The 21,611-nt window shown below is 46.1% G+C and carries 17 protein-coding genes and 1 pseudogene; 9 read left to right on the top strand and 9 right to left on the bottom strand.

Annotated elements, in window-relative coordinates; genetic code table 11:
- Positions 1 to 11: 11 nt before the first annotated feature.
- Positions 12 to 1,124: a lysophospholipid acyltransferase family protein gene (locus B153_RS0114485; RefSeq protein WP_020597449.1), complete on the bottom strand. Its 1,113-nt coding sequence runs from the start codon at positions 1,122 to 1,124 to the stop codon at positions 12 to 14.
- Between the two features lie 406 nt (positions 1,125 to 1,530).
- On the opposite strand from B153_RS0114485, the gene B153_RS0114480 reads away from it, so the two are divergent.
- The gene (locus tag B153_RS0114480) at positions 1,531 to 2,475 is read left to right on the top strand and encodes a LytTR family DNA-binding domain-containing protein (RefSeq protein ID WP_245564889.1); all 945 of its coding nucleotides are present in this window, start codon (positions 1,531 to 1,533) and stop codon (positions 2,473 to 2,475) included.
- 1,027 nt (positions 2,476 to 3,502) lie between these two features.
- Positions 3,503 to 3,688 (top strand): annotated as a pseudogene (locus B153_RS37660) (LytTR family DNA-binding domain-containing protein); the annotation flags it as partial.
- A 10-nt stretch (positions 3,689 to 3,698) separates the two neighbouring features.
- Here the strand turns inward: B153_RS37660 and B153_RS0114475 are convergent.
- Positions 3,699 to 4,394: a LuxR family transcriptional regulator gene (locus tag B153_RS0114475; protein WP_020597447.1), complete on the bottom strand. Its 696-nt coding sequence runs from the start codon at positions 4,392 to 4,394 to the stop codon at positions 3,699 to 3,701.
- Between the two features lie 317 nt (positions 4,395 to 4,711).
- On the opposite strand from B153_RS0114475, the gene B153_RS0114470 reads away from it, so the two are divergent.
- Positions 4,712 to 5,107, top strand: coding sequence for a hypothetical protein (locus tag B153_RS0114470; protein ID WP_020597446.1), 396 nt, complete (start codon positions 4,712 to 4,714; stop codon positions 5,105 to 5,107).
- Positions 5,108 to 5,184: 77 nt separating this feature from the next.
- Here the strand turns inward: B153_RS0114470 and dnaG are convergent, their stop codons facing one another.
- The gene (dnaG, locus tag B153_RS0114465; RefSeq protein WP_020597445.1) at positions 5,185 to 7,266 is read right to left on the bottom strand and encodes a DNA primase; all 2,082 of its coding nucleotides are present in this window, start codon (positions 7,264 to 7,266) and stop codon (positions 5,185 to 5,187) included.
- Positions 7,267 to 7,555: 289 nt separating this feature from the next.
- Between dnaG and B153_RS0114460 the strand changes: the two genes are divergently transcribed.
- Positions 7,556 to 8,899, top strand: a complete 1,344-nt coding sequence (locus B153_RS0114460) for a vanadium-dependent haloperoxidase (RefSeq protein ID WP_020597444.1) — start codon at positions 7,556 to 7,558, stop codon at positions 8,897 to 8,899.
- 72 nt (positions 8,900 to 8,971) lie between these two features.
- On the opposite strand, the gene B153_RS0114455 is transcribed toward B153_RS0114460, so the two are convergent.
- The 3 genes from B153_RS0114455 to B153_RS0114445 form a co-directional block, all read right to left on the bottom strand.
- Positions 8,972 to 10,864 carry an amidophosphoribosyltransferase gene (locus B153_RS0114455; RefSeq protein ID WP_020597443.1) on the bottom strand — a complete coding sequence of 631 codons (1,893 nt, stop codon included), beginning with the start codon at positions 10,862 to 10,864 and terminating at the stop codon, positions 8,972 to 8,974.
- Positions 10,865 to 10,979: 115 nt separating this feature from the next.
- Positions 10,980 to 11,618: a phosphatase PAP2 family protein gene (locus B153_RS0114450; protein WP_020597442.1), complete on the bottom strand. Its 639-nt coding sequence runs from the start codon at positions 11,616 to 11,618 to the stop codon at positions 10,980 to 10,982.
- Positions 11,619 to 11,688: 70 nt separating this feature from the next.
- Positions 11,689 to 12,171: a gliding motility lipoprotein GldH gene (locus B153_RS0114445; protein WP_020597441.1), complete on the bottom strand. Its 483-nt coding sequence runs from the start codon at positions 12,169 to 12,171 to the stop codon at positions 11,689 to 11,691.
- A 107-nt stretch (positions 12,172 to 12,278) separates the two neighbouring features.
- On the opposite strand from B153_RS0114445, the gene B153_RS0114440 reads away from it, so the two are divergent.
- The 3 genes from B153_RS0114440 (at position 12,279) to B153_RS0114430 (ending at position 14,526) form a co-directional block, all read left to right on the top strand.
- Positions 12,279 to 12,638, top strand: coding sequence for a BlaI/MecI/CopY family transcriptional regulator (locus tag B153_RS0114440; protein WP_020597440.1), 360 nt, complete (start codon positions 12,279 to 12,281; stop codon positions 12,636 to 12,638).
- A 99-nt stretch (positions 12,639 to 12,737) separates the two neighbouring features.
- On the top strand, positions 12,738 to 13,517 hold the full coding sequence (locus B153_RS0114435; RefSeq protein ID WP_020597439.1) for a M56 family metallopeptidase: 780 nt from the start codon (positions 12,738 to 12,740) through the stop codon (positions 13,515 to 13,517).
- Between the two features lie 61 nt (positions 13,518 to 13,578).
- Positions 13,579 to 14,526, top strand: a complete 948-nt coding sequence (locus tag B153_RS0114430; protein WP_020597438.1) for a hypothetical protein — start codon at positions 13,579 to 13,581, stop codon at positions 14,524 to 14,526.
- Positions 14,527 to 14,580: 54 nt separating this feature from the next.
- Here the strand turns inward: B153_RS0114430 and B153_RS0114425 are convergent, their stop codons facing one another.
- The 3 genes from B153_RS0114425 to recQ form a co-directional block, all read right to left on the bottom strand.
- Positions 14,581 to 15,771 (bottom strand): PSP1 domain-containing protein, encoded by a 1,191-nt coding sequence (locus tag B153_RS0114425; RefSeq protein WP_026262159.1) that lies wholly within the window; start codon positions 15,769 to 15,771, stop codon positions 14,581 to 14,583.
- Positions 15,772 to 15,864: 93 nt separating this feature from the next.
- A complete protein-coding gene (gene purD / locus B153_RS0114420; protein WP_020597435.1) occupies positions 15,865 to 17,151 on the bottom strand; it encodes a phosphoribosylamine--glycine ligase in 1,287 nt (428 codons plus the stop codon).
- Between the two features lie 100 nt (positions 17,152 to 17,251).
- Positions 17,252 to 19,462: a DNA helicase RecQ gene (gene recQ / locus B153_RS0114415; RefSeq protein WP_026262158.1), complete on the bottom strand. Its 2,211-nt coding sequence runs from the start codon at positions 19,460 to 19,462 to the stop codon at positions 17,252 to 17,254.
- 107 nt (positions 19,463 to 19,569) lie between these two features.
- On the opposite strand from recQ, the gene B153_RS0114410 reads away from it, so the two are divergent.
- Together B153_RS0114410 and B153_RS0114405 are read left to right on the top strand one after the other, a co-directional pair.
- The gene (locus B153_RS0114410) at positions 19,570 to 20,538 is read left to right on the top strand and encodes a KpsF/GutQ family sugar-phosphate isomerase (RefSeq protein ID WP_026262157.1); all 969 of its coding nucleotides are present in this window, start codon (positions 19,570 to 19,572) and stop codon (positions 20,536 to 20,538) included.
- A 276-nt stretch (positions 20,539 to 20,814) separates the two neighbouring features.
- Positions 20,815 to 21,330, top strand: a complete 516-nt coding sequence (locus B153_RS0114405; RefSeq protein ID WP_020597432.1) for an RNA polymerase sigma factor — start codon at positions 20,815 to 20,817, stop codon at positions 21,328 to 21,330.
- The last annotated feature ends 281 nt before the right edge of the window (positions 21,331 to 21,611 follow it).

Raw genomic sequence — 21,611 nt, 5'->3', positions numbered from 1 at the left:
GCATATGTAGCTCAGTAGAGCACTTCCATGTCCATTAATTCACTGAACATTTCCTGACCTAAGAGTTCCTCAACGGACTCTACCTCAGAAAGATTTAGGAGCAGGTCCCGCAAATCTTCCGTAATCTCATAGGTCTGGTATAATCGACGGTCGAACAGAATAGGGGCATCTTCCAGATCACATAACGTATACCGATTTTCATTGAAAGCAACCTGCTTCCGGTAACCCATATACGTTTTTTTGGCTTTCTCTGGTTCTAAAAACAGATGTACATAATTCCAGCCTTCCCACTGCCCCGGATACTGTTTCAGAAACGGCCAGAATGCATCATACAATTGTTGCATCGCTTCCTGGCAGTATAACTCCCGATCACTTTGTGGAATCGGTTTGATCGATTTCAGGCAATGCAGCACATTAGCCATGTCAGGTCGTCGATAGCTAACGACGGGTACGATGGGTACGCCCGCAGCGTGCGAAAGGTAGCCAACTCCTTTCCGGGTGAGCATCCGACGATGCCCAAAGCGAACAGAAAGAAATTGGGATTCTTCGCCGGGTTTAGGGCCTGTTTCGGGGCTCCCATCGACGTACACGATCAGCGACCGACCTGCTTTCAATTCCCGGAGCACCGTAAGCCCCGCCGTTGGACTTCCGGCCTCAACCACCCGAAACACATTCGTAAGGCCATGTTTTTGCCGCAAACCTTCAATGTGTTCGGCCATTCCATCCCCCTGGCTCCGATTCATGTTACTACCAACCAGCAGTACACAATCGACTCCTTTACGAAACAGTACACTGGTCAGCATTCGGTACGAACCGAGGTGATAGGTGCAGTAAATTCGGGGGCTATACTCTTTTTCGAGCAGATGATCCGCTCCACGTAACTTTACCAGATCACCAGCCGTAAGGCACTGTTGATCGAATGAGGTGAACATCTGCTGCAACAATAGCTCGCGGAACAACGTATCATGTTCCTGACGGGGAATGGCAGGCAGCAGGTTCTCGACATTGGCCGAAAAGGTGGTGTATTTCATCAAATACCCCCGTTCTTTTTCCAGGTCGATCTGCTCGAAGTGGGCGCGACAACGCTCCAACTCCTGCTTGTAAAGTTGACGTGTGGTACGCATTGTAATAAGAAATTAAAGCGAGAAGACAGGCTTGGAAAGGCGGTGGAAATCGAATGTTACGTTTTCGCAGCATCCACCAGCAGCAAGGATTCTATTTGATAGGTTGTTTGACTCAGGCTGACTAGCAGATTTAACAACAGTTTTAAGGATCTGGACAGGCTTAATTGCGAATTGTTTTTTCATGGCGATTTGTATCTTTTAAAATTGATAAGCAGTTGCTTGTTTTTGATGATACAAAGCTACCAGCTCAATCAAAGGGCATCCATCGCGAAAAAGTCACAATTACGAGTTGCAATTAGTTAAATATTACCACTATATTAGTACGAGTTTTGATTAAGGCGACAGCATGAAGGAAATTCGACTAACCCGGAACTTCCTGAGTAAACCGGTAAATAGCCTATTCATAATGCTTAGCATTGTGATAGTTTATGAGGCTGTTTCTTGGTCGATTGGCTATAGGATAAAGATTCAGCATGTTGCTAATGAAGGAGGCATATTGCCTTACATCAGCAAGTTTTTCCGGAGTATAATCATACCGGAATCCATCACTGTATATATTACTTTCTCCCTGATAAACTTCTACCATCGCTTAAGACACATATCCACAATTGACAATTCATGGCGTGCGATTGGACGGTATGAATTAAAATTCCTTCCTGTTTTCTTAATAGCTTTTTTATTTTTTAATCCGGTTACACAAACTGTTCGTTTCTTTCTAGAACAGTATCAGGGTTACACAATTAATGAATATGTAAACGGATATATACTATATACTTTTACATGGTTGATGTATTTCAAATATCTTTTTCCAGTACTACTTATTGGTTATAGTGCCCTAAATATTTCACTGTTAAAAGATTACCTGAAACAGCGAAAAGAAGCTCAGGAAAAAGCGGAAGCAGATGCAGCCGAAGCTTCTCAGAAATATCTCGAACTATCTGAAACGTTCTCCCCCAAGCCAACTGTCCCATCAAAATACCTGAGTTATCTCAAGGGTAAGGGTAATCAGGGCGAGTTCGACTTCCCTGTCAATGAAGCCTACTACTTCACGGTGGAAGAACGCGCTTATTATGCCGAAACGATCAAAGAACGGTATATGGTCAATAAGACCATCAATGAACTGGAAGCGGAACTGGACCCAACCCAGTTTTTCCGCATTAAACGCGATTATATTGTGAACCGACAAGCCGTTTTGCACTACTCTTACTGGGAAAACGGCAAATACATTGTTACGCTGAATAATCCAGGCCACCACGAAATCATCGTACCGCGTGTACGCATGCAGGAGTTCCGCGAGTGGCTGCAAGGCCGGGACTCAGCTGGTAAGCCTGAACCAGCAAACGCCTTATAAGGGCGTTTCTCTTTCCAATTACTTCTACAACTTAGCCTTTAGCCTTCGTCATGCTAACGCAGGAAGCCTCTTAATGCCTCTTAACTGATAGCAAGAAACTACATAAGCTTCGCTCCTCAAGCCTGACACAAGTCACATCCACCTATTCTTGTATCTCCTGTTTCGATTAGCCTGAACAAAGATTAGTAGTCCGTTTAATAAACAAAATATCGACCGCATGAAATCACTCATTTCATGTGCGAAATCACCTATATACCAGATATAGGCTAACTTATTGGAAATAGGCCCTGATTTAACGGTTAAATGCTAGCTTGTAATCCTTTCCCAACCAAGCCAAGACGTATTTGCCTTTATATATCCTTGCAGCTTGTCTATTTTATTGGTTCCTGGTATATGTTTGGGTAAAGAAGGCTACTCTGCAGTGATTTCATCCGGTAAAATGGTGATTTCACACAGTTCAAGTTACTTTTTCCGATGAAATTTCCCTGCTTTCAGGCTTCTAAGGCAGGATTCTTGTAAATGCTCTGAACTATATTCCTATATATCACGCCACAAGCTTTGAATTATCGTATATATCACTATTCGATTTTTGTCACTTACTTTACCAGTAATGATCCGTAAGTATTATGAAAAAAGGATTAATAGTCATTGGAGTAATTGGTATCTTATACTTTTCGTATAAAGCTGGAATAGTGGGCAATATCACCGCAATTGATCGAATCATATCAATAATAATTGGCTTAATAGGACTGTATTTTATGCTGGACTACAGACTAGGGCCAAAAGAGCGAATACGTAAGACAAGAAGGAATTAGTGCTATTAAAAGGCTTGTATAAGCCTTCTTCTAAAGCCTGACACGATTCTACTAGCTAGTTTGTGCTCTCTCAAAAATAGTTACTAGCCGTACTCCCACTTTTCAATGCTGTATGATCTAGGACGATCTCTATTTTCTTGCAAATGATTCGTATGATTTAACCATCCAAGGCTGATTACTTTAGGCTGAACTGAGCCCTAACCAGTTTTCCGAGACTAATTAGAAGTAAATTATTAAATCGGCAGGCTATATTGAGCTATGCCCATTGGGAAAATGGGAAGTATATAGTCCGGCTTAATACCCCGATAAGTCAGGACATAGTGATTCCAAGCACGAGGATGCAGGAGCTTCGTGAGTGGTTACAGAGAGAAAATAAAGAATTACTTGAAGTAAATTAGCCTATCTAACTCATAGATAGTTTTTTACGGTAATACCGTAACGAGGTAGCTCCCGGCAGCTTTTCAGGTTCAGCTTCCGAGCGATATGCGCTTTGTGATTCACCGCCGTTCGATAGCTAATGTTCAATCGCTCGGCAATATCGGCGCAGGTATCACCACTCGCAATCATACGCAATACTTCGCGTTCGCGGTCGGTTAGCCGATTCAGTTCTTCGCGCGTGTCGTCGGAGATAACATTAACGCCGAAATTCCGTAGCAAGTCCATAAACCCGTTGCTGTAGTAGCAACCCCCATTGCTGACCGTCTGGAAACACCGATAAAGCTCGTCCAGACCATCTGAAGCGTATAAAAAACCGAAAAAGCCCTTTTGCATGGCATACGCAATAGTACGCAGATCGGGCTTACGGGTGTATAAAATAAATCGAGTCTGCTGGTTGGCACTACGGGTTTGCTCCACAATATCCAGACTTCCCTGTCCTGATATTTCCGATTCAACGATGACGCACTTGGGGCGTTTAACGCGAATCTGCTGCAAGGTATCTTCCATTTCGACCGCCCGGCCGACGACGTTATATCCTTGTTCCCGTAAAAGCTGACTTAATACCTCGCAGTTGAATAACTCCGATTGGGCGACGAGAATCGAGAAGTCTCGCCTACGAATAGCAAAGTTTTTAGTGCCCTCCTGGACACCAGTTGATTGGTTCATGATCGATTACATATATGGGTGCATGAAGGTAACACCAATTCTTCAATAATGGTAACACCATATAAATGAAATAGGCAATTTTCTGCCTGAAGTATCTAATAAGGCTTAATTATTAACAGTGATTTCATACATAAGCTACTGTGATTTCAGGCAGCTTTAGGCGTCATTTCACGCGAAAATCAGGGTGATTTCGCACTTTATGGGTGATTTCAGACTCAAAATGGGTGATTTCACGCATGACCATTTGCTTACAGCAAGGGTGTAGACATACTTTTGATTCAGTCAATCGCACAAACAGAAATTCTCAAGCAAGGGTGATGAATCAGGAGGAAGCAACAAAATTTTTCGGCTACGAAGCGTCGGCTGAAGAAATTCAAAAACTGGTTATGGAATGGGCAAGCGCAACAGACGCTTTTCATCGTCGGTATGCGAAGTTGAACCAGGTCATTCATTCATTACAGGCTTCGTCCTCTCGTCAGTCGACGGTGAGCCGAACCCGCTTGCGGAAGCTGATCGACCTGCGGGAACAAATGAGCGACGTACTCATGACTTTGCTGTTCGATATGGCACCCATGTCAAAATCTGGTCGCTCGGCACTTCCTTCGAAGCCCGGTCAACTGCATACCCATGCAAACCTTTTGCGTGAATTAAATCGTAAAATCGACGCTGAACTGATCGGCGTAATTGGCGCCATCACGGTCGCCCAGGCATAGCGTTCACCCTCTCCTAATGATAAAGGTAAGCCCTGGTTATAACTTTATAGCCGGGGCTTTTTACGCCCTACTGCTGTTTAGCCTGAAATTACTGTACCCAGAAGTCCAGAAATCTGCATATCTATGCGCTTATAGTGCATAAACTCAAGTAAGATTTGGTCGGCCTCCTCAGCGGTTTTATTTCCTAATTCCCGCATTAACTGCTGGAGCTCTGCCATCCGTTTCTCGGCCATCATTTTCTTGATCCGAAGGATATTCCGGTAGGCGGCATCAGCCAAGATGCCAATTTCCTCCTCCGAAGGCACAAAGATTTCGTGTTTTAACCAGCCTTCACTGATTTCGTACCGAGGAGTGGTCAAATGTATAGCCCGGTCTTGCAAGTCGACTTCGTCAGTTAACTGGCGATTCAGGAAATCAGAAGCGGTCAATATTTCTCCCCGGCTGTAGGCCTCCCGAAAGAGCGTCAGCATAAGGTTGTAAGGAGCCGTCTGAAACTCTATTTCATGTAGCTCATCCAGTACGTACTGGCAGAGTGAAATGCCCGGTTCTAACTCGCGCGTCCCATAATTCATCAACAAGCGAATGCATTCCTCTTCCTGATACGATATAGGCGTTCTAACCGCTTTCGAAGCGGGAGTTGATGAAACTGATACCGATGGTACTGTTGAACCGTAATCGGGCATTTCTGGCGCTTCTTCGCTAAATCCATCCAGTAAGGCGTTGATGTCTTCGAGCGACGGCTCGCCCGTAATTAAAGTATTACTTGAGTTAGAAGCTGATTTGTTGGCGGAACCCCGTTGTTGCTGCCGCTCGTAATCTTTCTTATGCTGGTCCTGCTGCTTACGCAGCAATCGATTAATTTCTGAAATGACCGACTGCTCGCTTACATGAAAGACCTGTGCTACTCGCTGCGAAAGGGTCTGCCGTTTAAGCGGATCAGGAATTCTTGTAATACTGGCACATACATCCGAAATACCTTCGGCCCGTTTTAGGGGGTTATCGCCCGCTTCCGTTAGCCACCGACTCGCCTTAAAATCGATGAAATCCTGTGAGTGAGTCTGGATGTATGACTTGAAGGCTTCTGCCCCAACTTTGTGTACATAGCTATCCGGGTCTTCGCCGTCGGGCAGTAGCAGAAGCCTAAGATTGAGCCCTTCCTCCAGCACCATATCAAGCCCGCGCAGGGCAGCTTTGATACCTGCCGCATCGCCATCGTACAGAATCGTGACATTTTGGGTAAAGCGAGCGATTAACCGAATCTGCTCTGTAGTAAGCGACGTACCTGACGAAGCCACAACATTTTTAATCCCAGCCTGATGAAGCGATATTACGTCGGTATAGCCTTCTGTCAGGTAGCAGACATCCTCCTGCCGAATCGTTTGTTTGGCCTGATAGATACCGTACAATACCTGACTTTTATGGTAAACAGCCGTTTCGGGCGAGTTGAGGTATTTTGGCTGGTTCTTATCAGTTTTCAGAATTCGGGCCCCAAATGCAATAACCCGCCCCGATACATTATGAATCGGAAACATGACCCGTCCCCGAAATCGGTCGAATATTTTCCGGTCTTTTCCAGCTGTGCCTTCTTTACTCAGAACAAGCCCGGCTTTTTCCAGTAAATCCAGGCTATAGCCTCGTCGTTGGCCTTCCTGTAAGAGCACGTCCCACTGGTCGAGTGTATATCCTAATTCGAACGCTTCGATAGTCGGGTTGGAAAAGCCGCGCTCACGAAAATAACTCAGCCCTATGCTCTTTCCTTCGTCGGAATTCAGGAGGGTTTCCTGAAAAAATGTCTTCGCAAAGTTGAGAACGATCAGCAGACTTTCGCGTTCATTCTGGCGCAGTAAATCTTCGGGCGTTTGCTCCTGCTCTTCAATTTCGATCCCATACTTTTTGGCCAGGTAGCGAAGGGCTTCGCCATAACCAATATTTTCAATGTCCATCACAAACCGAACCGCATCCCCTGCTTTTCCGCAACCAAAGCATTTATAAATCTGTCGGACGGGGTTTACATTGAACGATGGGGTCTTCTCATTATGAAAAGGGCAGCAGGCAATGTAATTGCTCCCCCGCTTCTTCAGGGAAACGAAGTCATTAATAACCTCCAGAATATCGACAGACTGACGAATTCGGTCTACTGTTTCTTCAGGAATACGCATTGAGTAAGCTTGGTTTATTCAGCTTATCAAAGGTACAACGAAAGTAGGGTTCATCCACTTTTGATTGGGACAACGAAAATAGCGTTCATCCACTTTCGATTGGTCAATACCAGCCCCACGCCCGATGGGGAAGTTTGGCAATATTTTTGTATACACTACGACTGATAATCAGACAACTATTTGATACAAGGCCCACTTTTACTCCGTCAATTGTATGCATACAGGTTTCCGTTCGACACGTTACAAGGCTTCGGCCCAATTACCCAGACCTGGCAGGGCTTTTCTAACGATGCTTCTGCTACTAGCTTTATTTCAGGCTTGCCGGAAACAACCTACTGACGACGTACAGCCAACATTGGGCGCTGGTAAGCCTGCCACTGAGTATACCAATGATGTAGCTACTACATGGGCAGCTTTACAACTGAAATTAACTAAGTCGACTGCTGGCTTTACGCCACCCGTTGCGTCACGCGCGTATGGATACGCTGGGGTAACCATGTATGAAGCGGTGGTACCGGGTATTGCCAATCGCAAATCGTTAGCTGGCCAGCTTCAGGGCTTAGCCACGTTGCCCCAGGTCGAATCAGGCAAAACATATAACTGGGCTTTGAGTGCCAATGCCGCTGAAGCCTCTATTCTACGCAGTTTATACCCTACCACCAGTGCTGCGAACAAAGCGTTGATCGATTCGCTGGAAACCATCAACCTCAATGCGAATAAAGAGACGGATGATGCCGTCAATCAGCGATCAATTGCGTTTGGGAAGAAAATTGCCGACGCTATCTTCGAGTGGTCAAAAACCGACGGTGGTCATGAAGGCTACACCCGCAATTTTCCGGCAAGCTATGTCGTACCAACTGGCCCAGGTATGTGGCAACCCACCGAAAACGGCCAGAAGATTCCGATGCAGCCGTATTGGGGTCAGGTTCGGACGTTTGTGAAAGCGAATAATGACTTGCCCATGCCGAAGCCCCTACCCTATTCGACGGATGTTAAATCAGCTATATTCGGACAGTATTTCGATGTTTACACCAAATCACAAAATTTGACCCAGACGGAAAAAGAAATAGCCGTATGGTGGGCCGATAATCCAGCCGAAACATTTACTCCTCCCGGACATTCGTATAGCATTGCCCGCATTGCCGTAAGCACTGCCAAAGCAGACCTGGCAAAGGCGGCTGAAACGTTTGCCCGAACCGGGATTTCGGTAGCCGATGCCTTTATACTGTGCTGGCGCTGCAAATACACGTATAATAACCTACGACCTTATACCTACGTCCGCCTTACCATTGATCCTAAATGGGTACCTTTCTGGCCTGCTCCGCCTTTTCCCGGCTACCCATCGGGCCATGCCACTCAATCGTCGGCATCGGCTACGGTACTGACAGCACTTTTTGGAGAGAACTTTGCCTTTACAGACAATTCACACGTGGGAAGGGCGAAAGATGCCCAGCGTAATGTTGAATTTAAAGCCCGTTCGTTTACCTCATTTGTACAGGCCGCTCAAGAATCAGCCGATTCTCGTTTCTACGGCAATATTCATACGCGTCAGGATAACGAAACCGGGCTGACAGAAGGCAAAAAGATTGGCGCCAATGTGAATGCCCTGGCGTGGTCGAAGTCAAATAACTAATAAAAAAGGAGAGGGGAAAAAAAGGATAGCGCTGTGTTATCCTCTCCTTCCCCTCTCCTTTTTATTCCTTTGTTAGTAAGCTCTTACCAATTTACCTTCCATAAAATTAACGAAGGCCTTATTGACAACGTTATTGCCACCAGGAGTTGGGTAGTTACCCGTGAAATACCAATCGCCCGAATGGTTGGGGCAGGCTTTATGTAGATTTTCGACAGTTTGATACACCACCGCTACTTCGGCCTGCAAGTCATTAGGCGTAACGATCTCTGCCACTTTCTTGGAAATCTCCTCATGGGTAAATGGGTCGAAAATAGCCTTCACATAGTTTTGCTGACTGGCATTGCCCGATTCAATAGCGGCTACACACTGGGCGTACACTTCATCCAACAGGTAATCCTGGCCGCGATCCCGCAGGAGTTCAAGAGCAGCCCGGAAGGCAATAAATTCCCTGAACTTCGACATATCAATGCCGTAACAGTCGGGAAAACGTATCTGTGGGGCCGACGAAACAATAATGATCTTTTTAGGGCCAAGCCGATCCAGCATGCGCAGGATACTTTTTTCAAGCGTAGTTCCGCGAACAATCGAATCATCGACAACTACGACGTTGTCTTTCCCCTTCTTAATCACTTCAAAGGTTGTATCGTACACATGCGCCACCATATCGTCGCGCTGCGAATCGTCGGTAATAAAGGTACGAAGCTTAACATCCTTCGCCACTAGCTTCTCAATGCGTGGACGGAACGATAAGACACGATCTAATTCTTCTTCGAAAAGGATGCCCTCCATAATGGCTTTTTTACGTTGCTTATAGAGGTACTCTTCCAGCCCTTCCACCATGCCAAAGAATGCCGTTTCGGCCGTGTTTGGAATGTAGGAGAAGACGGTATTTTCGAGATCGTAATCGACTTCCTTCAGAATCTGCGGAATCAGGAGTTTACCAAGTGATTTCCGCTCATTGTAAATATCGGGATCGGTAGCGCGTGAAAAATAAATACGCTCGAAACTACAGGATTTCTTCTCGACAGGCTCTACAAACTGCTGCTCGGCATACTCACCATATTTATCAATGATAAGCGCATGCCCAGGTTGTACTTCCTTAATGGCACTATATTCAGCATTGAAGGCGGCTTTGATGGCTGGTTTTTCCGAAGCCACAACCACTATTTCGTCGTCGGCATAATAGTAAGCCGGACGAATACCAGCAGGGTCACGCGCCACAAAAGCAGCCCCGTACCCAGTCATACCCACCATAGCATAACCGCCATCAAAATCACGGCACGAGCGGTGGAGTACGCGCTGGAGGTCCATGTTGTCCTCAATGATATCAGAAAGGTCTGGGTTTTCGTAAATTCCCTTAAACCGATCAAACACGCGCTGATTTTCCTCATCCAGGAAGTGGCCGATTTTTTCCATTACCGTAACGGTATCGACCTTATCCTTCGGATGCTGGCCCAACGAAACGAGCTTATCGAACAGCTCATCTACGTTCGTCATATTGAAATTGCCCGCCACAACCAGATTTCGGCTCCGCCAGTTGTTTTGGCGAAGCATAGGATGGCAATTTTCAATTTCATTGGCCCCGTGGGTTCCGTAGCGCAGGTGGCCCATCCAGACCTCACCCGTAAAGGCAATGTTTTCCTGAAGCCATTTGGCATCTTTGGCTTTATGCTTGTTGCCTTTCAGTGCCTTTCTGAACTTCTTATTGACCTTCTCAAAGATGTCCGTTACAGGGCGCTGATCGACAGAGCGGTATCGGCTGATATACCGGTGACCGGCTGGTACATCGAGCTTGATGTTCGCAATTCCGGCTCCATCCTGGCCTCGGTTTACCTGCTTTTCCATCAGCAGATAAAGCTTGTTGGCTGCGTACAGAGGGGTTCCGTACTTATCGATGTAATATTGATAGGGTTTGCGGAGCCGAATCAGGGCTATTCCGCACTCATGTTTGATGGCGTCGCTCATGAGAGAGAGTGTCGAAGCACGTTGGTTCTCGTCAGTAATGAAGTACTTATGCAGTAACGACTCCACGTCGACAATGGTTCGGCGGAGTCTTAAACAAAGGTAGATAAAAGCGCTGCTAGTTGCTCTTAAATTTTGGTTCTTTCATTACCCATCGGCGCATAAATAAATAAATTATTACCGAAGAAACCGTTCCAATAACCGAACCCGCATATACATCTTCAACAAAATGCTGAAACAGATACACGCGTGAAAAGCCCGTCAGAACGGCCAGAAACAGGAAAATCCAGCCCATGTCTTTGCGGGGATACAGAAAAGCCATCAGGCTAAACATCGCGAAGGCCGAGATGGTGTGACCCGACGGAAAGCTATTATAACTGTGAATATCGAGCCCTTTAATGATGTGGTACTGAAAGGTAGAATGCTCAAAATATTTTAGTGGGCGGGGCGATCCATTGAAGACAACTTTCTTCAGAAATTCTGACGTAAGCGAAGACAACACAAAGCTGGCGAACTCCATCAACCCGATACGCCAGTTGAAAATCGCCAGCAGAAGACATACAATTACATAAGTGGCTCCATCGCCCAGGTAGGTGACGTATGGAAACACTTGGTCGGCGAGCGGACTATTGCGGGTGTTGACCCATTGCATAAGTAGCTCCTGCGAGTACATCAGTTGCAGTACCCCTACAATCGCCAATATGATCGCGTAGGGCAGAAAAAAGAGCCAGTTTTTCCGGATTAAATGAAGTAGCATTCGGTCGTGTTTTGTCAACTCATAGTAGAATGAAGCAACGTTCTGGGTAAAGTGCAGGCCAGATCAACACTTAGTGAGATGACGGAGGAATGGCTTTTTCAACGGTAATACCCACACTCAAAATATTTAGCAAAGGGTCCTGACGCATATACTGCCGAATCTGCATGGTATATTTTCCGGGCTTTGGAAAACGATAATTGCGCTTCATTAGAAATTTATGATCGAACAGGTCGCCCAGTCCATCGCCGTTGGGCTTGCCTGTTTTGGGGTCCATTAAAATCAGTTCGTCCAATCTCGATTCAATTTCCTTTCCACTGGCATCGCGCAGGTAGCGGGTCAGATACAAATTGTAGTATCCATACGACAAGCTGTTACGCAGGTTGTAATAAATATTGTACGGTATAGTGGCATCGGTAATCTCGAAGGTAAACGATGGTGCATTCTTGATATACCATTTCCCCTCATCGATATCGGTATATTCTTTATAAACGGCATTTGTATCGCAGCCGATGGTCAATAAGACCATGAGCAGCCCCAAACTTAATTGCTTCATATTTCCAGAAATAATACACAAAACTACGACGGGCTGGCTGGCTTTTCAAATAGCAAAAAACTATTGAACTAGTTTGCAAACGATAAAAATAGTTTTAGCTTTGCTTTATGGAAAAGCTAACAGCCAAAGAAGAAGAAGTGATGCAGGTGCTCTGGAAAATGGAGCAAGCGTATGTAAAAGATATGGTTCCGCAGTTTACGGACCCTCCGCTTCATTACAACACGGTATCGACCATTGTCCGTAATTTGGAAGAAAAAGGCTATGTAGGCCATCGAGCCTATGGAAATACGCACGAATACTATCCGATTATTAGCAAGGAAGCGTATCAAAATCGGTTCGTTTTGAAAAAAGTAGTTGACGAATATTTTGATAATTCATACAAGAATCTGGTCAGCTACTTTGCCAAGAATGAAAAAATTTCGGCCGACGAGCTTCGCGAAATCCTGGCAATGATCGAAAAAAAATAGCCAGGGGTTGTTGGGAACTAGTCAGGCGTGGCAGCACTACCCCTTCTGACCATTCTTGGCACCCCTTAACCAACTTGACTGCCCTTGACTCGTAATAAGATGGAAACTCTTCGCTACGTCGTACTGGCCAATGGCCTTTTGGCTGTCGTGAGCCTTGCTTACTTCGTTTTGCTCCGCCGTGAAACGTTTTTCAAGGCAAATCGGCTGGCGCTATGGACGGGTCTGGCAGGGGCTCTGATTCTTCCCATACTCGAATTACCCGACTGGCGCCCTCAGCGTGTACGGACGGTTATGCACAAAACAGCCCAGATTATTGTGCCGAAGGTTCTGCCAAATTCATCAGCTACCGAACCCGACGTAACCATTACCTTTCCAAACCAAAAAACGTATCAGGCTTTTCAACACTTACCCCGGCCCTTTGTCTGGTCCTGGCAATTGGGTTTAATGCTACTTTACACACTGGGCGTCCTGATATTAGCCCTCCGATTTGGTCTGCAAGTGCTGTCGCTCCGAAAACTGATCAACCAGTCGAGCCACGAGCCTTATGATCAGTTTACATTGGTTACGAATGAGCAGGTAACCTCACCCTTCTCATTTTTCAACTGGGTCGTTCTGAATCCGGCTCAGCATACCGACAACGAACTGGATCAAATTTTACGCCATGAGCGGGTACACGTTCGGGAACGTCATAGCTTCGACATGATCGGCGCTGAACTGGTTTGCATTGCTTTCTGGTTCAATCCGGCAGCTTATTTATTTCGGCACCTCATTCATCAAACGCTGGAATTTAGCGCCGACCGCACAGTACTGGCCGAAGGCGTCGATGCCAAAGCGTATCAATATAATCTGTTGAAAGTTAGCCTCGCTTCCGGGCAATAGAAATTCAGCAGACTTTGCCATGCAACTCGTCTAATTTACACCATTAAAGATTTACAAACCCATGTATTCATTTACGAACCGATTTAGTGGTCCATCACTTCGTGAACGGGTGCTTATGATGAATAGCCATCGCTCAGGCTCTTCTGTCTGGTGGCGGTATGGGATTTGGGTGTTACTGATGGGGGCTATGGCGTTTGCCTGTCGGCATAAACAAAGCCGGTCTGAGCAGGTACTTAACCCAACTACATTACCCGCTACGAATCCGACACGGGGCTTAGTGGTCGATCTGGAAGATAAACAGACGTGGTACCGCCATATGGCCTTGTTCAATAACAAATTTGGTACCGAAGTCGTAGTAGGCAAACCCGTCATTCTACAGCTTAAAGAGAATAGGTTTGTCTTGCCCGAGGATTATAAATACTCGTCGGCAGTGTATATTAATGGGAAAGAGGCTCCGGTCGATGCTCTTCAAAAACTATCGCCCGATTATGTAAGCGAATTATTTGTGATTCATCAATGGGAGAATTTTGCGGAGGCTGATCAGGAAGCCAAACCTTATCAGATTATGATTCAAACCAGCTCACAACGCATTCCAAACAACGACCGACGGGAACAATTTTTTAGTTTGTTGCGGGCGGCCGCTATTTCGCAAAATCCGCTGGGTGAGACGCGTTCCTTCAACATGAATCAATTATTGGAAGCCACTTTCTTCCACAATAAAAATGCGCTGGTTGAACGCACCAAAAATGAGCACTTAAGTCTCTACGACGAATATGCCAAGTCGGTCGACGTATTCATCAACAACTTACCCGCTACACCAGCGGATGTAAAAACCATTCATGTTCGCGAAGTAGCTCGCTTGTATGCGAAAGAACGGCCCTACCTAGAGTGGCTGCGCCCCGACAATCCTCTTTCCCGATTTGTTCTAAATATTCATACATCGCCCAAACGAGCCAAACGTGACAGTACTTATTACGTTTTTAGTCCGTTTTACACCGGAGACTTCTAGAGACTGTCTTATCCTAAAATGAAAAAACCAGCCCTACAAGCTGGTTTTTTCATTTTAGGATGCTTTGCCGTTTGGCGTTGGCTTTTGATTATCAGTGCCTTTCGACTTTTTCTTTTTCTTTTTGCCAGATCGGGCCGTGTATTTGGCATCCAGTTTTTGCAAATCACTATTAAGAGCAGCCGCCGTAACGGGTTCTTTCTCCGTAATAGGCGTCAGCACCTCGAACGACTCGGGAATAATCCCATTTTTGTTCAGTTCAACAATATCGAGTACACGGTCGATAGGAAGGGCATGCCAGGTACTTTCGGCACTATAGCCAAACCACATCAGCTTACGGAAAATATCCGTTTTCTGCAAGAATGCTCTCCCTTTTTGCGTTTCCAGCGGCTTTTCAATCGTTGGAATATCGCGTAGGGCATCCATGTACGTATCCAGTTCGTAGTTCAGACAGCACTTCAACCGCCCACACTGACCCGATAGCTTAGCAGGGTTCAATGACAGGTTTTGATACCGGGCCGCCGACGTCGCAATGTTTTTGAAATCCGTGAGCCAGGTCGAGCAGCACAGTTCGCGACCGCAGGAACCAATTCCCCCAAGCCGACCGGCTTCCTGACGGAGGCTGATCTGGCGCATTTCGATACGTACTTTGAACTCGCTGGCGAGCATTTTAATCAACTCCCGGAAATCGACCCGCTCTTCCGATGAATAATAGAACGTCGCCTTCGTATTGTCGGACTGAAACTCAACATCCGACAACTTCATGTTCAGCTTCAGCTCCCGAATAATTTCACGAGACCGATACAAAGCGGGCAGATCACGCAGAATGGCCTGTTCATGACGTTCCATATCCTTCGGCGTGGCAATCCGATGAATAACCTTGGTGTCGTCGGTAATTTTTATGGCCCGTTTTTTAACCTGCAATCGCACCAGCTCACCCTGTAAGGACACCGCACCGATATGAAAACCCGATTGCATTTCGGCCACTACGTAATCGCCCGTGGTCAGATCGAGCTGATGAACATTCCGGTAATATTCTTTCCGCCCGCCTTTAAACTTCACTTCCACAACATCGTATCGACTTTTTCCGGGCATGGCGACGTCGCTCAGCCAGTCGAACGAATTTAATTTATTGCAGCCCGCAGTGCCACACCCTCCGCTGCTGCATCCTTTGGTGGCCGTTTTCTCACCGTCGGATGCACCACGCTGGGTTCCACACCCGCCGGTTGCACAGGACTTACAAGACATAATTTTTCAGTTTACGGTTTTCGGCTTTCAATCGTACACGGTCGGGCTGCTCATTTGGGTTGGCAGCAAACCTATACACTGAAAGCTGAAAACTCAGTCCGCGTACCGAAGCAGGTCGAGCCCAATATCTCTCCGGTACTGTTTTCCGTCAAATTGCACCATCCGGGCCGCTTCCTGCGACTTCCTGACGGCATTTTCGAGCGAGTTTGCCTGGGCTGTAATAGCCAGTACGCGCCCGCCGTTGGTCAGTACCTGCCCGTTCTTTGCCAGTGTTCCGGCATGAAAGGCAGTTACATCCTCTAAACGCTCCAATTCAGTAATGGCTTTACCGGTCTGATAATCGCCGGGATACCCCCCTGATACCAACACCGTAGTAACGGCCGTTTGTGGCGATACCTGCACCGATACTTTATCCAGTTCGCCATCAGCCGTCGCTGTCATTAGCTGAACAAAATCACTTTGAATCCTTGGTAAAACTACCTCGGTTTCAGGATCACCCATGCGTGCATTGTACTCAATCACAAATGGCTCGCCGTTCACTTTCATGAGCCCCACGAAGATAAACCCCTGATAGCGGATATTTTCCTGTTGCAGACCCAGCAGCGTCGGCTTAACCACCTTATCCTCAACTTTTTTAAGGAAGGTCTGGTTCGCAAACACAACGGGCGAAACGGCACCCATGCCACCTGTATTAGGGCCAGTATCCTCTTCTCCAATACGCTTGTAGTCTTTGGCTTCGGGCAGAATTTTGTAGTTTTCGCCATCGGTCAGCACAAACACCGACAGTTCGATACCCCGCAAAAACTGCTCAACTACCACCTTACTACCCGCAGCGCCAAACTTCTGCCCATCGAGCATATCGGTCAACGTCGCCTGAGCGTCAGCTACTGATTCTGCAATAATCACGCCTTTTCCGGCAGCGAGACCATCCGCTTTTAGTACAATCGGCAGGCTATGGCTTTCCAGATACGCCAGACCCTCCTGTAGTGAATCGGCCGTAAACGATTTCGATGCGGCCGTAGGAATTCCATGGCGTACCATAAACTGCTTGGAAAAATCCTTACTACCTTCCAGTTGTGCCCCTGCGGCATCAGGTCCTACAATGCGTAAATCAGCCAAATCAGGTTGCTGGCGCAGAAAATCAACGATTCCTTTTACCAGTGGCTCTTCTGGCCCAACAATCAGCAGATCGATTTTTCTATCACGAACCGTATTGGCAACGGCCGGGAAGTCATTATAGCTGATGGGGATATTTGTAGCCATTTGCGTGGTTCCGGCGTTTCCGGGCGCTACAAACAGATTATCACATAAGGGACTTTGCGCTAACTTCCAGGCAAAAGCATGTTCGCGCCCTCCCGACCCTAGTATAAGTATATTCATTCTTGGTTGAGTAGTCAGGAACGAGGATTGAGGTTGCTGGCGCAGGCTAAAGCCTGCCGGATGGATTCTCTCTCCTCGTTACTCGCTCCTAACTCCTTTTTTAATTGGCTACTTCCGACAGGAATTTAATACGCATCAGGCGTAAGTCTTGTTCCGTGAAATCATCGCCACCAAACTCCCGCATAGCAATGGCGATATTATCGCTTTCAGCGTTCATAAAGTAGTCGTAGATTTCGTCCTGCCGGTCTTCGTCCATGACTTGATTGATATAGTAATCGAGATTAAGCCGAGTACCTGAATAACAGATATGCTCAATTTCTTCCATCAGATCCTCCATACTTATTGATTTGGATTCGGCAATCTCATCCAGGTCAACTTTACGGTCAATCTGCTGAATAATAAAGATTTTAACTTTCGATTTATTGACCGTCGACTTAACGACGACATCCTTGGCAGTCTCTATCTCATTCTCTTCAACGTATTTGGCAATCAGATCGATAAAAGGCCGACCAAATTTCTGCACCTTGCCCATTCCAACCCCGTTGATTTGCGCCATTTCTTCGCGCGTGGTGGGGTAAGTCGTTGCCATTTCTTCCATCGATGTTTCCTGGAAGATCACGTATGGAGGCAAGTTCTTTTCTTTGGCGATTTTTTTCCGAAGTGCTTTTAGCAGACCCAGCAGTTCTTCATCATAGGCCGCTCCTCCACCGGCTGGGGTCGAATCCCGGTCTTCATCGTCTTTTGTTTCGGTCGATAACTGCTCATAATCGTGATCCTTGGCCAAAGTGATTGGGTAAGGATCTTCGATGTAGTTCAGCCCTTTCTGTGTCAGTTTCAGTACGCCATAGTTATCGACATCTTTCTCCAGATACCCATAAATAGTAATCTGTTTGATGAGCGAACACCAGAAATTGCAGTCGTCACTGAAATCGCGCCCTTTGCCGTATACAGCCAGCTTATCGTGTTCATAACTGGTCACGTACTGGTTGCTGGTAGCCGTCAGCACATCGGCCAGGTGAGTTACATCGAATCGCTGGTCAGTTTGAAGTACCGTTTGCAAAGCCAGTACCACTTCGTGCTGGGCTTTAAATTTCTCGGTGGGCTTCATGCAGTTATCGCAAAAACCGCAATCCTTGTCCAGAAACTCACCGAAATACCCCAGCAACTGACGCCGACGGCATACACCCAGATTGGCATAGGAGACCATCTCGGTGAGCAGATGTTTGGCATTATCCCGTTCCGTAACGGGTTTGTCTTTATTGAACTTCTCCAGCTTCACAATATCGTCGTAGCTGTAGAACATCAGACAGTTACCTTCCAGCCCATCTCGCCCGGCCCGGCCTGTTTCCTGATAATACCCTTCGAGCGATTTAGGCGCATCGTAGTGAATAACAAATCGCACATCGGGCTTGTCGATGCCCATCCCGAAGGCAATCGTAGCACAGACAACATCCACGTCCTCGTTCAGGAAAGCATCCTGATTATTCATCCGGGTCTGCGGATCAAGACCGGCATGATAAGGAAGCGCCTTTATATCGTTGACGTTCAACAATTCAGCAATCTCTTCAACTGTCTTACGACTCAGGCAATAGACAATACCCGACTTGCCTTTGTTTTGCTTGATGTACTTGATGAGTTGCTTTTTAGCGTCGACTTTTGGGCGGATTTCGTAGTAGAGGTTTTTCCGATTAAAAGACGTTTTATAGAGATTAGCATCCTCCATCTGGAGGTTCTTCTGGATATCCTGCTGTACTTTAGGTGTAGCGGTAGCGGTCAGAGCAATGACGGGCAAGTTGCCTATGTTATCGACAATACCCCGAATTTTCCGGTACTCGGGCCGGAAATCATGGCCCCATTCTGAAATACAGTGTGCTTCGTCGATAGCCACGAAGGAAATGTTGGCCTTCTTCAAAAAGTCCAAATTCTCTTCTTTCGTTAACGACTCAGGCGCTATGTACAGCAACTTGAGTGAGCCGTTCAGTGTATCCTTTTTAACCTTATTCATCTCCGCTTTTGACAGCGTCGAATTCAGAAATTGCGCGTTGATTCCAAAGGCATTTAGCTGGTCGACCTGGTTCTTCATCAGGGCTATGAGCGGAGAAATCACCACCGCAGTACCATTGCTCACAATAGCGGGAAGCTGATAACACAGTGATTTACCGGCCCCTGTAGGCATAATAACGAATGTATTACGTCCTGACAGGATGCTATAAATAATGACTTCTTGTTCTCCCCGAAATTGACTATACCCAAATATTTCTTTTAGCCGTTCTCTTAGCGTCGTATGAATCGACTCATCAACCTGCATCATTCTACAAATCGTACAAAAGTTACTTTACTCTCTTTGCTTGCTGTATCTTTGTTTTATAAAGTTAGCGAATATACGCAGCAAACATTTCCTGATTGCTAAATCTGACATTGAAAGTAATAAAAAATCCTAACTCAATCGCTCGCTCGGTATTACTGGCCGAAGCCGAAGCTATTCGTAACGTCGTTGATTTACTTGACGATCAATTCGATGCTACTGTCGATATGTTGCTCAACACGACTGGCCGACTGGTCGTAACGGGCGTAGGGAAAAGTGCTCTGATCGGGCAGAAAATTGTAGCGACTCTGAATTCCACGGGTACACCTGCTCTGTTTATGCACGCGGCCGATGCCATTCATGGCGACCTGGGTATGATTCAGGATACTGACGCTGTCCTGATAATTTCCAAAAGTGGCAATACGGCTGAGATTAAAGTATTGATGCCGTTATTGAAGCGAACCAACGTCCGGCTGATTGCACTGGTTAGCGATCGGGACTCCTATCTGGCTCGCCATGCGCATTACGTGCTTCATGCTTATGCCGAAACTGAGGCCGACCCGCTGAATCTGGCTCCAACAACGAGCACTACGGTAGCCCTGGCCTTAGGCGATGCCCTGGCTGTGAGTTTATTAGAACTACGTGGATTTACCCGGCAGGACTTTGCCCGGTATCATCCAGGTGGTTCACTGGGTAAAAAGTTGTATTTAAAAGTAGCGGATATTTTTCCACACAATCAGTGTCCGAAAGTTCAATCCCATACGCCCGTACGCGAAGTTATCTTTACGATTTCGGCCAATCGGCTGGGGGCTACTGCTGTTGTTGATGAGGCAGGGGCATTAACTGGGATTGTAACGGATGGCGATATTCGCCGGATGGCTTACGATCATGTTTCGTTCTGGAACCTTTGCGCCCAGGACGTAATGACCCAAAACCCCGTTTGCGTTGCTCCTGATGAATATGCTGTGGCAGCTTTGCAACTAATGCAGGAGCGAGATATTACACAGCTAATTGTTGCCGAAGCGGGTCAGGTATACGGGTTTATTCACTTACATGATCTTCTAAAAGAAGGTTTGGTCTAGTTGGCCAGCCTTCTTTTCAAAACTTGTTCAAACATTTTCCACAAAGTCTAAACAAAATCCACACTTCAGATTCCCCATAATGGGGGAATTATTCCACACTTACTGCCACAACTTGTTTGCTGTTCTTTTGTTGGCAATAATTTTACAAATTTACAATACGCTGATATACAGATATTTACACTCAATAAATACGCTATCTAATTAATTTCTGACGAGACTGGTTGTTTTTTTGTCTTAAACAGGGCAGATGTGATTCAACAGAAAAACTAAACAGCCATGACAGCTCTCGAATTTACTAACCATATTGGCAAAGTGTCTAAATCCCTACGCCCATTTGCGCTGCGTTTAACAAAAGATGTTGAAGATGCCAACGACCTGTTGCAAGACACCCTGCTGAAAGCGTTTACCAATCGTGATAAATACACGGACGGGACAAATCTGAAAGCCTGGTTGTACACGATCATGAAAAACACATTCATTACGAACTATCAGCGTATGGTGCGTAAAAACACATTCATAGATACTACCGACAACCTGCATTATATCAATTCCATAGAGAGCAGCACCGATAACCTGGCGTACTCATCGTTTGCACAGGACGACATCAATCGGGCTGTAAATGGACTTGACGATACCTATAAAACCCCATTTATGATGCATTTCCGTGGCTTCAAGTACCACGAGATTGCAGCCAAACTCAATATTCCTATCGGCACGGTAAAGAACCGGATACACATTGCCCGGAAAGAGTTGAAGGATCAGCTAAAAGTTTACGCATATTTTAATTCCTAATGCGATACTTTTTTGCAGACCCTCCGTCTAAGAGATATTGATTGAGTAGTTTTTGGTTAAAAAAGAGGAAGGTTCGAAAAAGTTGGGTGGCGTCCGCCCAACTTTTTTTGTTTTTATCCATTGTAAATCAATCGTTTGAACTGATTTTCAAAGCGATTAGATACTTTCCAGAAGGTTTAGGAAAACCTACCTGCCGCTTATTCTTTTCGACATAGTCCTACATTTATTGCTACGCCTGACTACTTTTTCGTCATTTTTCGAGTAGGTTCACAAAAAAAAAT

Origin of the sequence: Spirosoma panaciterrae DSM 21099 (genome assembly GCF_000374025.1) — a bacterium.
In the GTDB taxonomy this organism is placed as follows: domain Bacteria; phylum Bacteroidota; class Bacteroidia; order Cytophagales; family Spirosomataceae; genus Spirosoma; species Spirosoma panaciterrae.
This window is presented reverse-complemented; position numbering and strand designations above follow the sequence as displayed.

Excerpts from the sequence above, each read along its gene's own strand:
- B153_RS0114485 (WP_020597449.1), bottom strand. The coding sequence starts at position 1,124 with ATGCGTACCACACGTCAACTTTACAAGCAGGAGTTGGAGCGTTGTCGC.
- dnaG (WP_020597445.1), bottom strand. The coding sequence starts at position 7,266 with ATGCGTATTCCTGAAGAAACAGTAGACCGAATTCGTCAGTCTGTCGAT.
- B153_RS0114435 (WP_020597439.1), top strand. The coding sequence starts at position 12,738 with ATGGAAACTCTTCGCTACGTCGTACTGGCCAATGGCCTTTTGGCTGTC.
- B153_RS0114480 (WP_245564889.1), top strand. The coding sequence starts at position 1,531 with ATGCTTAGCATTGTGATAGTTTATGAGGCTGTTTCTTGGTCGATTGGC.
- B153_RS0114440 (WP_020597440.1), top strand. The coding sequence starts at position 12,279 with ATGGAAAAGCTAACAGCCAAAGAAGAAGAAGTGATGCAGGTGCTCTGG.
- B153_RS0114405 (WP_020597432.1), top strand. The coding sequence starts at position 20,815 with ATGACAGCTCTCGAATTTACTAACCATATTGGCAAAGTGTCTAAATCC.
- purD (WP_020597435.1), bottom strand. The coding sequence starts at position 17,151 with ATGAATATACTTATACTAGGGTCGGGAGGGCGCGAACATGCTTTTGCC.
- B153_RS0114455 (WP_020597443.1), bottom strand. The coding sequence starts at position 10,864 with ATGAGCGACGCCATCAAACATGAGTGCGGAATAGCCCTGATTCGGCTC.
- B153_RS0114470 (WP_020597446.1), top strand. The coding sequence starts at position 4,712 with ATGAATCAGGAGGAAGCAACAAAATTTTTCGGCTACGAAGCGTCGGCT.
- recQ (WP_026262158.1), bottom strand. The coding sequence starts at position 19,462 with ATGATGCAGGTTGATGAGTCGATTCATACGACGCTAAGAGAACGGCTA.
- B153_RS0114425 (WP_026262159.1), bottom strand. The coding sequence starts at position 15,771 with ATGTCTTGTAAGTCCTGTGCAACCGGCGGGTGTGGAACCCAGCGTGGT.
- B153_RS0114475 (WP_020597447.1), bottom strand. The coding sequence starts at position 4,394 with ATGAACCAATCAACTGGTGTCCAGGAGGGCACTAAAAACTTTGCTATT.
- B153_RS0114445 (WP_020597441.1), bottom strand. The coding sequence starts at position 12,171 with ATGAAGCAATTAAGTTTGGGGCTGCTCATGGTCTTATTGACCATCGGC.
- B153_RS0114460 (WP_020597444.1), top strand. The coding sequence starts at position 7,556 with ATGCTTCTGCTACTAGCTTTATTTCAGGCTTGCCGGAAACAACCTACT.
- B153_RS0114450 (WP_020597442.1), bottom strand. The coding sequence starts at position 11,618 with ATGCTACTTCATTTAATCCGGAAAAACTGGCTCTTTTTTCTGCCCTAC.
- B153_RS0114430 (WP_020597438.1), top strand. The coding sequence starts at position 13,579 with ATGTATTCATTTACGAACCGATTTAGTGGTCCATCACTTCGTGAACGG.